General features: G+C 72.1%; 13 protein-coding genes. 10 read left to right on the top strand and 3 right to left on the bottom strand.

Annotation, left to right across the window (positions count from 1 at the left end):
• Window positions 1-14 precede the first annotated feature (14 nt).
• The gene (locus tag ABT297_RS09010; RefSeq protein WP_350546474.1) at window positions 15-887 is read left to right on the top strand and encodes a DMT family transporter; all 873 of its coding nucleotides are present in this window, start codon (window positions 15-17) and stop codon (window positions 885-887) included.
• Window positions 888-1,134: 247 nt separating this feature from the next.
• A complete protein-coding gene (locus ABT297_RS09005) occupies window positions 1,135-2,082 on the top strand; it encodes a sigma-70 family RNA polymerase sigma factor (protein WP_350546471.1) in 948 nt (315 codons plus the stop codon).
• Between the two features lie 156 nt (window positions 2,083-2,238).
• On the opposite strand, the gene ABT297_RS09000 is transcribed toward ABT297_RS09005, so the two are convergent.
• A complete protein-coding gene (locus ABT297_RS09000) occupies window positions 2,239-2,739 on the bottom strand; it encodes an SPW repeat protein (RefSeq protein WP_350546469.1) in 501 nt (166 codons plus the stop codon).
• Window positions 2,740-2,826: 87 nt separating this feature from the next.
• Here ABT297_RS09000 and ABT297_RS08995 point away from each other — a divergent pair, with 87 nt between their 5' ends.
• Both ABT297_RS08995 and ABT297_RS08990 read left to right on the top strand, forming a co-directional pair.
• Complete coding sequence (locus ABT297_RS08995) at window positions 2,827-3,939, top strand: glycoside hydrolase family 130 protein (RefSeq protein ID WP_350546466.1); 1,113 nt, start codon at window positions 2,827-2,829, stop codon at window positions 3,937-3,939.
• 219 nt (window positions 3,940-4,158) lie between these two features.
• Complete coding sequence (locus ABT297_RS08990; RefSeq protein WP_350546464.1) at window positions 4,159-5,163, top strand: patatin-like phospholipase family protein; 1,005 nt, start codon at window positions 4,159-4,161, stop codon at window positions 5,161-5,163.
• A 37-nt stretch (window positions 5,164-5,200) separates the two neighbouring features.
• Here the strand turns inward: ABT297_RS08990 and ABT297_RS08985 are convergent, their stop codons facing one another.
• Together ABT297_RS08985 and ABT297_RS08980 are read right to left on the bottom strand one after the other, a co-directional pair.
• Window positions 5,201-6,109 (bottom strand): 2-hydroxyacid dehydrogenase, encoded by a 909-nt coding sequence (locus ABT297_RS08985; RefSeq protein ID WP_350546461.1) that lies wholly within the window; start codon window positions 6,107-6,109, stop codon window positions 5,201-5,203.
• Between the two features lie 86 nt (window positions 6,110-6,195).
• Window positions 6,196-6,783, bottom strand: coding sequence for an NADPH-dependent F420 reductase (locus tag ABT297_RS08980; RefSeq protein WP_350546459.1), 588 nt, complete (start codon window positions 6,781-6,783; stop codon window positions 6,196-6,198).
• Between the two features lie 65 nt (window positions 6,784-6,848).
• Between ABT297_RS08980 and ABT297_RS08975 the strand changes: the two genes are divergently transcribed.
• From ABT297_RS08975 to ABT297_RS08950, 6 genes are all read left to right on the top strand, one after another.
• Window positions 6,849-7,253, top strand: coding sequence for a winged helix-turn-helix transcriptional regulator (locus ABT297_RS08975; RefSeq protein ID WP_350546456.1), 405 nt, complete (start codon window positions 6,849-6,851; stop codon window positions 7,251-7,253).
• 97 nt (window positions 7,254-7,350) lie between these two features.
• Entirely contained in the window at window positions 7,351-8,646 is a 1,296-nt protein-coding gene (locus ABT297_RS08970) for a multidrug effflux MFS transporter (protein ID WP_350546453.1), read from the top strand.
• A 117-nt stretch (window positions 8,647-8,763) separates the two neighbouring features.
• Entirely contained in the window at window positions 8,764-9,756 is a 993-nt protein-coding gene (locus ABT297_RS08965; RefSeq protein ID WP_350546450.1) for a cation diffusion facilitator family transporter, read from the top strand.
• Between the two features lie 89 nt (window positions 9,757-9,845).
• The gene (locus ABT297_RS08960; protein ID WP_350546447.1) at window positions 9,846-10,787 is read left to right on the top strand and encodes a DUF1861 family protein; all 942 of its coding nucleotides are present in this window, start codon (window positions 9,846-9,848) and stop codon (window positions 10,785-10,787) included.
• Window positions 10,788-11,079: 292 nt separating this feature from the next.
• Window positions 11,080-13,269, top strand: coding sequence for an Agd3-related carbohydrate deacetylase (locus ABT297_RS08955; protein WP_350546445.1), 2,190 nt, complete (start codon window positions 11,080-11,082; stop codon window positions 13,267-13,269).
• An 11-nt stretch (window positions 13,270-13,280) separates the two neighbouring features.
• On the top strand, window positions 13,281-13,560 hold a 280-nt coding region (locus ABT297_RS08950), incomplete at its 3' end, for a DUF3492 domain-containing protein (RefSeq protein ID WP_350546442.1).

The raw sequence follows: 13,560 nt of genomic DNA, 5'->3' as shown, positions 1-13,560 counted from the left end.
CGGAGTCGCGGATCGTGAATGTCGCCGCGGTACTCGCGGGAATCGGCGCCGCCGCGGCCTTCGCCGTCGCGTCCGCGCTCGAGCAGCGCGCGGCCGCCCAGGAGAAGCGCGCGACGCCGCTCGATCCCCGGTTGCTCCTCCGGCTAATGCGCCGGCCCATGTGGCTGCTGGGCTGGATCCCCGAGACCGCCGGTACCGCCCTGCAGGCGGTAGCGCTGCACTTCGGACCGCTCGTCCTGGTCGAGCCGCTGCTGGTGAGCGGGCTGTTCCTGGCCATACCGCTGGCGGCCGCCCTCAACCGGCGCCGCGTCCACGGACGGGACTTCGCCGTGGTGGCCCTCGGCGGGGCCGGCCTGGCCGCGTTTCTGCTCGCCGCCCAGCCCGGGCCCGGCGTGGACGCACCGTCGGTCGCGGGCTGGCTGAGCGTCGCGCTCTGGGCCGGGCCGGCGCTGGCGGCGTGCCTGATCGCCGCGCGGTTCGCCACGGACGGCGCCCGCGCCGCACTGCTTGGCGTCGCGACCGGGCTGCTGTACGGCATCGCCGCCTCGCTGCTCAAGGCATTGACCGCACAGATCGCGGTGAACCCGCTCGCGGTGTTCACCCACGGGGAGGTCTATGCGCTCGTCATCGTCGGGATCGGCGCGGTGGTCCTCAACCAGGACGCCTTCCAGAGCTCACGGATCGCCGTCCCGCTCACCGCGATCACCATCCTCGACCCGGCCGCCGGCATCGCGATCGGGGTTACGGCGTTCCACGAGACCATAGCCACCGACGGGCCGCGGCTCGCGGTCCAGGTAGCCGCCGCGATCGCCATGGCCGGTGGGATCTGGTTCGCCAGCACGACCCATTCGGACGCCCGCCAGGCGCGGCCGGTACCCACGGCTTGACGACACCGTGCCGAACGGATGCGAGCCGACGGCGGACCGTTTCCGCGGGTGAGCGCCGGGAGGAGCTGTGCAACGGTTGCACAGTGCAACAAGGGGTAGGGTCGAATTGTCGGGTGCCAGGCCGGTAGGGCGGTAGGAAGGATCACGGATCGTGAACCCGTCGGTCCGCGAACGGCAAGCAGGCACGGTCACGACCGGGCCTGGGTGCCGGTGCGGCGACCCCGGGTGCGGTGCCGCGTTCGCCGCGATGCGGCTTGCGGACGCCACACGGCGCACGGCCCTGCGCAATCGCCTCGTCGAGCGGCACCTGGGGCTCGCCGAGAAGGCCGCCGCGCGGTATGGTCGCGATCCGCGCGCCCAGGACATCCGCCAGGTCGCGGCGCTCACCCTCGTCGAGGCCGCCGGACGGTTCGACCCCGGGCGCGGCGTGCCGTTCTCCGCGTACGCCACCTCCACCCTCACGGGTGCGCTGAAGCGCTACATCCGGGACAACCGCTGGGCGATGCGCACACCCCGGCGCCACGGCGAGGTCCTCGCCCGGGTGGCCGACGCCCGCGAGGGGTTGACCCAGCGCCTGCGCCGCGATCCCACCGCCGCCGAGACGGCCGGCGCGGTGCGATGCAGCGAATCCGACGTGACGAGCAGCCTGCGCGCGCTGCACGAGCAGCACATGCTGTCACTCGACGGACCCGCCGGCCCGGACGACGGACCCACGCTCGCCGACACCCTGACCGACGACACCGACGAGACGGCAGCGGTCGACGATCGCGAAGCCCTCCGCGCGCAGCTGCGCCGCCTGCCCCGGCGGGAGCTGCGGGTCGTCGTCCTGCGCTTCTACGGCAACCGCACGTACGAGGAGATCGGCGAACAGGTCGGCCGCTCGGCCACACAGGTGTCCCGGCTGCTGCGCACCGCGCTCGACCGGCTGCGCGCCGCGCTGGACGGCCCGGACGGCACCGCCACGCCGCCGCGCCGGCCGGCGCACCAGCAGCCGCGCCGGGCACCCGCACCGGCTCCGCACCCGCCTCCCACCCGGCCGCCCGGCACCACCCGGCACACCGCGCCGCCGGGACGGCGCGCGCGTCCGGGCGGAGGCCACTTCCCTGGCCGTGGACCGTGTGCCCGCAGACCGTGGCGACGCCGATCGCGGCCTTCGGCTCGAGGACCACCGTCCGGCCCGGACGGCATGCTGTGATTTCGGCGGGTCTGTGTTCTCGGCGGTTCGTGGGTACCGTCGACGGGAGCGCACACCCCGTGATTGCTGTCGGCGGGTCAGCCTCTCAGAAGATCAGAGCCGCGTACATCGGTGGCGCCCACCCCCTCAAGCAGGCGCCAAGGAGTTTCGTCGCGCTCACCGCTGATGCGTCATCGCCGTCCTGTTGCCCACCCGGCCGCTCGACAACAGCATCCCAACGGCGGCGAGGCCGAGCAGGATGGTTATGGCGCCGGTGACCGAGTTGGTCCAGACGAGGCCGGCATGCACCTCCCGGGTCACGAACGGCACGATGACGACCCAGATGCCAACGGCCACCATCGCCCAGCTCAGCCGGTACATCCGCGCCGGCGCCCAGGTCAGGCCGAGCGCGATCACACCGATCATGATCCCCAGGATCAGGTTGTTGACCGTGACGCTCGGCGCCGTGGCGTTGAAATGCACGACCCACGGGGAAATGGCGAGCCACGCGCCGGCCAGCAGGACGAGTCCGTCGATCATGATCGCTTGGCCGCTGGCGGTCACCCGTTCGAGCCGCTGACGCATCTCGGCGACGTCCGGGTGTTCGGAAATCTCCCTGTAGTCGGATACTTCGGACATGACGCACCTCCTGAACCTCATATGCGTCGTCCCGTACACCTCTCAGCTACCCATCCGGCCGCCGGAACCTTCGTCAGTTCCCGATAACGCCGCGCGGGCCGCGGCCGAGATGCGACCGTAAACGCTGTGTTGACACGCGAGGTGGAGTTCGGCGACGGTACGGCGGGCATGGTGTCGCTCAACACGCCGGTCCTGCGGCATCCGGCCAACCCGATCCTGACCGCGCACCGGGTCAACGAGGTGTGGCGGGAGCCGCACCTGCAGGTGACGACGGTGCACAACGCCGGCGCGGCGGTGCTGGCGGACCGGACCGTGCTGCTGTTCCGCTCGCACCTGCGCTGCGGCATCAGCGTCCTCGGCCTGGCCACGAGCGAGGACGGCGTCTCCGGCTGGGCGGTCCGTCCGCGACCGGTGCTGTCCCCCGCCACCAAGGGTGACCTCTACGCCGACGGCCTGGACTGGCGGGACATCGCGGAGGTCGAGTCCGGCGGCGTCGAGGACGCCCGGATCAACCCCGTCGGGGACACGTTCGCCGTCACCTACAGCGCCTACCACGCCGGGATCCGCAACCGGGTGCGCGTGTCGCTCGCGCTGACCGACGACTTCACCGCGTTCACCAGGCACGGGCCGATCCTCGACCGCGACATGCGCAACGTGGTGCTGTTCCCGGAGCGGATCGGCGGGCGGTACGCCGGCCTGTTCCGGCCCAACGACGTCGCCCCCGGCGACACGGGCGGCACGTACACCCAGATCCGCATCGGCTACGCGGAGGACTACCGCACCGGGCCGTGGGAGATCGCCGACGAGCCGATCATGCGGACCGGCGCGGGCCCGAGCGCCTTCTCCGACAAGATCGGGCCGGGCGCGCCGCCGGTGCGCACCCGGCACGGCTGGCTCAACGTCTTCCACGGCGTGCGCACGACGATGGACGGCAACCCGTACGTGCTCGGCGTGGCGCTGCACGACCTCGACGATCCCCGCCGGGTGCGCATGTCCAGCATCCCGGTGCTGTTCCCGTCGCGGGACGACTGCCGCGTCGGCGGCACCGACTACGTGCACGTGCCGAACGTCGTCTTCTCCTGCGGCCTGGTGCGCCGCGCCGACGGCACGATCGTCGTCTACTACGCCGGCAACGACACGGTCATGAACGTCGCCGTCTCGCACGAGGACGTGCTCGCGGAACTGTGCGACCGCTACGGCCAGGATCCGCTGACGGGCCGGCTGCTCTACGACCTTTGACGTCCTCTCCCGCCTGAAGGCAGGAGATCCCGGCCTGTCACGCCGCTGTCGCGGCAGACCAGAACCGGCCCGCCTGACAGCGGGACCACGAACACGGCTTCACCTCCGCCCTGAAGGACGGAGCCTGCCGTGTGATCGGTAGCGGGCCTTCGAGCCGCCGGCGTTTCCGGACGTCGTTGGCGGGTACGCAACGGTCTGGACCGGAGAGAGGAGTTCGCGATGCCTTATGCGGATCTCGTGCTCGAGGGTGGCGGCGTGAAGGGCATCGCCCTGGTCGGGGCGATCAGCGTGCTCGAGGAGCGCGGATACGAGTTCAAACGTGTGGCGGGCACCTCGGCGGGCGCGGTCGTCGGCTCGCTCGTCGCCGCGAACATCCCCGCGACGAGGCTGACCCAGATCATGCGGAAGGTGGACTACCGCGCCTTCCAGGACGCCGACTGGGCCGAGCGGTTCGCGGTCGGCAAGGCGTTCGGCCTGGTGTTCGACCAGGGGATCTTCCACGGCAACTACCTGCGTGCGTGGCTGGCGGAGCAGCTCAACGCCGCCGGCGTGCGCACGTTCGGCGACCTGCCGTACTCCGACCCCGATCGGCCGCTCCCACCGCAACGCCGGTATCGGCTCGTGGTCATGGCCTCCGACATCAGCCAGGGCTGCCTGCGCCGGCTGCCCTGGGACCTCGAGCACTACCGCCGGGAACGGGCCCGGGACGACGAGTTCATCGTCGACTCGGTCCGCGCCTCCATGTCGATCCCCTTCTTCTACACACCGGAGCACTGGCAAACCACCGACGGGCAGGACTCGTGGCTCGTCGACGGCGGCATGCTGTCGAACTACCCCATCGACGTCTTCGACGCCGAGCCCGGCCATCGACCCCGCTGGCCGACGCTGGGGATCAAGCTGTCCGCCCGCCAGGACGCCGCGCAGGGCATCGTCAACCCGATCACCGGGATCGCGAGCATGAGCATCGCCATGCTCAAGACGCTGACCGGGTTCTACGACCGCATGCACATCGAGAGCCAGGACGCGGTGGACCGCACCATCTTCGTCGACACCGGCCACGTCCGGGCCACCGACTTCGAGCTCGACGCGGCGAGCCAGAACATGCTGTTCCAGAACGGGCGAAAGGCGGCCCGGGAGTTCCTCGACGGCACCGCAGACCGCCCGGCCTGGGACTTCGACGCCTACATCGCCAAGCACCGGGCGGTACCGGCCCGGGCTCGGTAGCCGGGACGGCGCACGCTGAGCGGCGGCCGCCCGCGTGTCAGGTCTCGACCACGATGTTTGCCGGGCGCAGACCGGCCGAGAGGCGCTCGATCTGGGTGCGGATGACGCGGCGCATGCGCGGCGCCATGGCGTCGGTGTGCCCGCCGACGTGCGGTGTGATGAGCACGTTGGGTGCGGACCACAGCGGGTGGTCCGGCGGCAGCGGCTCGGGGTCGGTGACGTCGAGCGCCATGTGCAGGCGGCCCCGCGCCGCGTGAGCGACCAGCGCCGAGGTGTCGGCGACCGGCCCCCGGGCGACGTTGACGAGCAGCGCGCCGTCCTGCATCGCGGCGAGGAAGCCGTCCGAGACCAGCCCGCGGGTCTCGGCCGTCAGCGGTACCGCCACCACGACCACGTCGGCGGTGGGCAGCAGCCCGGGCAGCTCGGCGATCGCGTGGACCTGGCCGTGCGCGTCCCGCCGTGCGGTCCGGGCCACGCGGACCAGGTCGACCTCGAAGGGCTCCAGCCGGATCCGAAGCTGCTCGCCGACGCCGCCGACGCCGAGCAGCAGCACGCGCGAGCCGGCGAGGCCGGGCTGGCGGCGGTGCGCCCAGCGGTGCTCCAGCTGCGCGCCGCCGAATCCCGGAAAGCCGCGGCGGACTGCGATGATCAACCCGAGCGCCAGCTCGGCGGTCGACGCCTCGTGGACGTCGGGTGCGTTGCAGTACACGAAGCCGGGTGGCAGCCGGTCGGCCACCCCGTCGTAGCCGAGGGTCTGGCTCTGCACCACCGCTGCGACACCGGCGGGCAGCCGGCGCAGCTCGTCGGCCGGCATCATGTAGGGCAGCACGAGCAGGTCGAACGGGGTGGCCGGCGGCGGCTGCCCGATCGTCCAGACGCTGAGCCGGGCGCCGGTGTCGGCGAGCTGGGTGACGAGGCCCTCGTCGGGCACGGCGACATGGAGCACCGCATCAGGCTACGCAGTCCGGGCCAGGGAATCGATCACCGGTGCGCCCGGCCCGCACGAACGGCCGGACGTCTTCTCGCGACGCCTCAATGCGCGATCGCCAGCGCGAGCGGGACCGGTCCCAGGGCAGCGATCAGCGGTCGGACCATGAGCACGAAGGACTCCGGCCACCAGGCGTTCGCCACGCCGCCCAGGTCGATGATCCGCTGCGGTGCCCAGCCCAGGTCTGTGAGCAGCCCGGCCACCGTCTTCTTGGCATCCGCGTCGTCGCCGCACAGGAAGGTCGACGGCGGTACGGCCAGGCTTGCCGGGTCAGCCATCAGCGACGCCGGCCCCACGGTGTTCAGCGCCTTGACCACGAAGGCATCGGGGAGCGTGTGTTGCAGTTCTTCCGCGAGGTTCCGGTAGAGCAGGCGGGACGCGAAGCCGCCCGGCCCCTGCTCTACGGCGTTGGCGACGTCTACGACCACCTTGCCGGCCAAAGCCGTGCGCAACCTCTCGAGTACCTCCACCGACACCGCACCCGGCAACGCGTTGACGACGATCTCCGCCGAGGCGGCCGCGGACTCCAGACGATCGCGGCCACCGACGACGACCTCGTGGCCGGCGGCGGACAGCGCCGGGGCCAGCGCACGGGCAACGTTGCCGGCGCCGAGAATTCCGATCACACTCATGCCCCGACGCTAAGCTGGCAGCCGTCTCGACGGCAGTACGCACCTTGAAGTGCCGGGAGGATCGGATGGCAACCAGCAGCACGAATGAACGTCAAGCCGGCGCACGCTCGGCGTATCTGACGTCGATGGCCGCATGCCCGACGCACCGCGTCCTGGACCGAATGGGTGAGCGCTGGGTCAGCCTGATCCTCAAAGAACTCGCGCACGGACCGCGCCGGCACGGCGAACTGGCGCGTGCGGTCGCGGGCGCCAGCCAGAAGATGCTCACCCAAACGCTGCGCGGTCTGCAACGCGACGGCCTGGTGTCCAGGTCAGCGACCGCGTCAGTGCCGCCGCGCGTCGAGTACCGGCTCACGCAGCTCGGCGAGAGCCTGATCCCGGTAATGGCAGCGGTAACAGCGTGGGCCCAGCGGCACATCGGCGACATCGACGACGCACGCGTCGCCTACGACTCCGCCATATCAGGCTGATCGCCCTCGGCACCCGCGAAAGTGCCGGAAGAGTGAGCAAGATTACCAATCGGGGGACGGTGGAAGAAGCCGATGCCGCGAGGGCTTGTTCATGGTCGTGGCCGAGACCGTAAAGACGCCCCCGTCCGACGACAGCATCCCCGGAGATCTGGTGGACCCCGGCGATCTGCTGCCCGCCGGGCGCCGGTTCCGGCTCGTGCTCCTGCTCGGCTTCCTCACCGCGCTGGGGCCGCTCACCATCGACATGTATTTGCCATCGCTGCCGACGATCACCAGTGATCTGCACGCCTCGGCCGCGGCCGTCCAGCTCACCCTGACCGGCACCCTTGCCGGCCTCGCGCTCGGGCAGCTGGTGGTCGGGCCGCTCTCGGACGCGCTGGGACGCCGGCTGCCGCTGCTGGCCGGCATCGGCGTGCACGTGGTGGCGTCGGTGCTCTGCGTGTTCGCCCCCAACCTGGCCGTGCTCGGCACGCTGCGGATGCTGCAGGGCCTCGGCGCGGCGGCCGCCTCGGTGGTGGCGATGGCCGTCGTGCGGGACCTGTTCAGCGGGCTCGCCGCGGCCCGGCTGTTCTCCCGGCTGATGCTCGTGGTCGGGGTGGCGCCGATCCTCGCCCCGACCATCGGCGGGCTGGTGCTGCGCCTGACGCAGTGGCGCGGCGTGTTCGTGGTGCTCGCCCTCGCCGGCCTGGCGATCATGGCGGCGACCGCGCTGGCGCTGCCCGAGACGCTGCCGCAGCATCGGCGCCGTAGCGGCGGCGCGGCCGGCACCGTGCGGGACTACGCACGACTGTTCACCGACCGGGTCTACGTGGGGCTGATCGTCGTCGCCGGTCTGGCGATGGTCGCGCTCATCGCGTACGTGAGCGGTTCGAGCTTCGTCTTCCAGGACGGTTACGGCATGAGCGAGCAGCAGTTCGCCCTGGTCTTCGCGGCCGGCGCGGTCGGGCTGATCGGCGCCACCCAGCTCAACGTGTGGCTGCTGCGCCGGTGGACGCCGCAGCGGATCCTCTCCGGCGCGCTGCTGGCCGGGGTCGCGGCGGGCGGGGTACTGCTGCTGCTCGCGGCGACCGGGGCGGGCGGCCTGGCCGGCGTGCTGGTGCCGCTCTGGACGGTGCTCGCCGCGGTCGGCCTCGCCATGCCCAATGCCCCGGCCCTCGCCCTGTCCCGGCACGGCGAGGCAGCCGGCACGGCCGCCGCCCTGCTCGGGGCAGTCCAGTTCGGGCTGGGCGCGGTCGCCGCGCCGCTGGTCGGCGTGCTCGGCGTGGGCGCGGTCGCGATGGCGATCGTGGTCTTCGGCGGCATGGCCGCCGCGGGGCTGGCGCTGTGGCTGGTGGTCCGGCCGCGGCGCCTGCCGGCGGAGGCCGTCGAGGCGGCGGTCGCCGTCGCACACTGACGCGGACCTCCACCTGCCGCCGGCCGAGGGCTTGCCCTGCCGGTGCCGGGTGGCGGTATCCTCTGACATATGCGCAACTGCGCATGAGTCGGAGGACGGTGGGAGGGATCGGCCGGCATGCACGAGACGCACGACCACGACGGCCATGCGGGGCACGGCCACGGCGTCACGGCGGACGCGGACCGGCGCTGGCTGAGCCTGGCCCTCGCGCTCATCACGGTGTTCATGGCCGGCGAGGTCGTCGTCGGACTGATGGCCCGCTCCCTGGCCCTGCTCTCGGACGCCGCGCACATGCTCACCGACGCCGGGGCGATCGTGCTGGCCCTGGTGGCGATGCGCCTCTCGGCGCGGCCGCCCAAGGGCGGCTTCACCTTCGGGCTGAGGCGTGCCGAGATCCTCTCCGCCCAGGCCAACGGGCTCACGTTGCTCATCCTCGCCGCGTGGCTCGGCATCGAGGCAGTGCGGCGGCTCATCCACCCTCCGGCCGTGGCCGGCGGACTGGTGCTGGTCACCTCGCTGGCCGGGATCGCGGTCAACCTCGTCGCGGCGTGGGCGATGTCCCGGGCCAACCGGTCCAGCCTCAACGTGGAGGGCGCGTTCCAGCACGTCCTCAACGACCTGTTCGCGTTCATCGCGACCGCGGTCGCCGGCGTGGTCATGGTGACGACCGGGTTCACCCGCGCCGACCCGATCGCGACCCTGGTGGTCGTCGCGCTCATGGTCAAGGCCGGGGTCGGGCTCGTCCGCGCCTCCGGACGGATCTTCCTGGAGGCGGCCCCGGCCGGGATCGACCCGCCCGCGCTGGGCTCGCGGCTGGCCGGGCTGCCCGACGTCGTGGAGGTGCACGACCTGCACGTCTGGGAGATCACCTCCGGCCAGCCGGCGATGTCCGCCCACGTGCTGGTCGGCGAGGGCCGCGACTGCCATGCCGTCCGGGTCGCGATCGAGGCGCTGCTGCGCCGGGAGTACCACATCACGCACAGCACCCTCCAGGTCGACCACGCCGGCGCCGAGCCGATCCCGTCCACCGCCGACGGCACCGGCCGCGATGACGCCCACTGCGCCGATCCGCACGGCGCCTCCTACCGGCCGCCGGCCCCCGCCCGCTGAGCGTCCCAACCCGTGTCTGCCGGAAAATCAGCCCGGACTTCCTGCGCCGAACGCGCCGGGACGGGGGCGGTTCTTGACAGACTGTGGCGGTGACGGCACCGAGCTATCAGGACCTGATCTCCGCGCACGGCCGGCGGATCGGCCGCCCCGACGGGCGCCACGAGCGGCTCGCCGGCACGGACGGGCTGCTGGCGTACAACCCCTGCCTGATCGAGGAGCCCGGCGGCGCTCTGCTGGCCGTCCGTGTCGAGTCGCCGGACAGCTACTGGCGGGACCGGGCGTCGTGGGACCCGCAGGTCCGGTTCTTCATGCGGGCCGGCGACCGTTGGGTGCCCGCCCCGGACACGCCCGTGTTCGACGCCGCCGAGGATCCCTTCGCGGCCTGGATGCGCGACGCGCACGGTCGTCGCCGGCTCGTGTTCGGCGTGGTGACGCTGGACCACGCCGTCACGCCGCCGGTGCCGGTCACCCGGTTCTTCGCCGCGCCGGACGTGCGGGGGCTGGACCCGCGGGCTCCGTTTCTGGCGGTACCCGGGATGAAGGACATCCGGCTGCTGCAGCGCGACGGCGACGTGGTCGTGTGTGGCCGGCCCCAGGGCGGCCGGGCCGGGATCGGGCGGATCAGCGTCGCGGTGACCGAGTCGTTCGAGACCGTCACCCGTGAGCTCGTCGAGGGAGCGCACATCTTCGCCGACCAGGTCGCGCCGGACACGAAGCTCGGCGTCAACGAGCTGTTCGACCTGGGCGGCACGGTCGGCGTGCTAGGGCACGTCGCGATCGGCGAAGAGGGCTCGACGCAGCGGTACGCGGCGGCGTGGTGGACCATCGACCCGGCGCGGCCGGCCACCGGCGCGCCGGAGGTGCTCGCGACGCGAGCGGACTTCCCGCCCGGGCCGGCCAAGTTCCCGGCCGTCGCCGACGTGGTCTTCCCCGGCTCGCTCGAGCGACTGCCCGACGGGCGGCGGCGCATGCTCTGCGGCCTCGGCGACGCCTCCGTCGGCTCGGCGATCCTGCCCGCCGGCCCGTTCTGAGCATCGGGCCGATCCGCGCTCCGCGTCGCACGGGCGCGGCGCTGACTGTCCACTATGGTCAATCATGGTCCACCGCGGGAGCGGCGCCCCGCCGTTTCACCCGGCCACTCACCCGGATGTATGCGAAAGGAACGAGCCCGGCACGCTGACGGTCTCGTAACATCGGTTCGTCCACAAAGTCCTATCCCGCCGGTATGCGTCCGCGCCTGCCCTGCGGTTGCTTTGTGCGCCCTTTTGCGCCGCGCCGTCGCTTCCGTGAAGCGCGCCGGATTCCGAACCGACCGGAGTTTCCATGATCACCGCACGAACACCGACCAGACGCCTGCTGCTGCGGATGTCCACAGCCGCCGTGTGCGCCCTGCTCGTCCTGGGCGGGGCGCAACGGGCCTCGGCCGAGCAGCCGAAACGCCAGCCGGCCCACGGGCACAAGGGCACCCTCGTCCTCGGTCGGCCCGGTCCGCAAGGGGAGCAACGGATCACCAGGCCCGGCGCACCACTGCCGAGGATCAGCGGCTCGGTACCCCTGAATCGCACCATGACCGTGCGCCCGGGCAAGCCGGGCGCCGCCACCGCGCAGGGGGCCGGCCCGAGCACGCTCGCCGCGCCCGCGGCGAGCCCCAAGGTCGGCCTCCGCGCCCTCGTCATCGGCGTCGACAGCGCCGACTGGGGCGTCGACACCTGGAAGTCGACGCTGGAGCGCACCGGCGCCGCGTACGACGTCCTGCTCAGCAAGACCCAGCCGCTGACCGCCGCGTCGCTGGTCCGGCCCGACGGGGCCGGAAAGTACAACGCCATCCTGCTCACCAACAGCATGCTGCTCTACGACAGCGGCGGCGGCACGTACGTCAGCGGCCTCGACGGCAACGAGTGGAACGCGCTGTGGGCCTACGAGCGGGACTACGCCGTCCGCCAGGCCAGCCTCTACACCAGCTACGGCACCTTCCCGGAGAACTACTGCCTGTCCGCGTCCAGCGAGTCCGGCGTCGGCGACACCGCGCTGCCGGCGTCGCTGACGACGGCCGGCACCGGCGTCTTCGACGACCTCAAGTCGACGGCCAGGGTGCCGATCGTGCAGTCCTACGTGTACCGCACCCGCGTCGCCGCCGGCTGCGCCGCCGACCCGGTCCTCGTCAACGGCAGCGACGTGCTCGGCGTGCGCAGCACATCCACCGACGGCCGCGAGCGGTTGGCGCTGACCTTCACGTCCAACCAGTACCTCATGCAGGCCAACCTGCTGGTGTACGGGATGTTCCGGTGGGCGAGCCGGGGCCTGTTCCTCGGCGAGCAGCGGCACTACCTCAGCGTCGACGTCGACGACTGGTTCAACAGCGCCGACCACTACTTCCCCGACGGGCACATCGAGTCCGACCCGGGCTACCAGATGTCGGGCCACGACGCGTACAACGCCTCGCTGCGGCAGACGGCGCTGCGCACCACGTACCCGCTCGCGTCCGGCTTCACGCTCAACCTGGCCTACAACGGCGGCGACGCGGACCTGAACGCGGGCACGACCTGCAGCCCGAACGGCGGCATCACCACGCTCACCGCGACCAGCCGCTGCCTGTCCACGAAGTTCCGGTGGATCAACCACACGCTGACGCACCCGGAGCTGAACACCACCGACTACGCCACCAGCGCGAACGAGATCTCCGCCAACCGGACCGTCGCCACCCGGCTCGGGCTGTCGCAACCGAACTCGGTGCTCAAGACCGGCGAGTACTCGGGGCTCGGCGTCTACAACCCCGACCCGGACAACGACGTCGACCCGCCGACCGACTACGGGCTCGCGGCGTCCAACCAGCAGTTCCTCAACGCCGCCCGCGACCTCGGCGTGAAGTACGTGCACGGCAACATGTCCTTCCACAGCCACGTGCCCGACTGCTTCAACTGCGGCAAGGTCCACCCGCTCTCACCCACGATCACGATCGTGCCCGACTGGCCGACGAACATCGCCTACCACACCACGACCCCGGCCGAGCAGACCGCGTTCTACAACTCGTACTACGGACCGGCCGGGAAGTTCCCGTACTGGCCGGCCAACCTCACCTACGCCCAGATGCTCGACGCCGAGACGCAGATCGCGCTGGGCCACCTCGCCACCGGATCGCTGTACACGCATACGTTCCACATCGCGAACCTGCGCGACTACGGCTCCGGCAAGACGCTGCTGACCGACTGGCTGGACCAGGTCATGTCGAAGTACAGCGGCTACTACTCGGTGCCGCTGCTCAACCCGGACTGGACGGCGCTGAGCGCCTACGCGACGCTGCGCACCTCGCACTTCGCCGAGGTCCGGGGCAACGTCGACGCGGTGTACGACCCGGCGGCCCGCACGGTCACGGTCACGTCGCCGCTGGCCGGCGCGCTGACGGTCAGCGGGGCTTCGGGCACCGGCTCGACCACCTACGGCACCGAGGTCTCGACACAGCTCACGCTGCCGGCCGGCGGCGCGGTGACCGTCCCGGCGAGTCCGCGGTCGTGAAGGTGGCACTGGTGTCGGAGGGCACCTACCCGTTCGCGCTCGGCGGGGTCAGCGTGTGGTGCGACCAGCTCGTGCGCGGCCTGCCCGAGTACCGCTGGGAGGCGGTGGCGCTCACCGTCGACGGCCGCGAGCGTCGCCGCTGGGACATCCCCGCCAACGTCGACCGGGTCGTGTCGATTCCGCTGTGGAGCGCCGGCGGCTCCGGCCGCCCGGGGGGGCCGGGGGGGGCCCGGGCGGGGGTGGGGGGCGCGGGCGACGGGCGGGGGCCCGCGCCGGTCGCGCCGCCGGGCC

This window comes from Dactylosporangium sp. NPDC000555 (assembly GCF_040300025.1).
Taxonomy (GTDB): domain Bacteria; phylum Actinomycetota; class Actinomycetes; order Mycobacteriales; family Micromonosporaceae; genus Dactylosporangium.
Note: the sequence above shows the minus strand (reverse complement) of the source record. Positions and strands in the feature narration are given on the sequence as shown.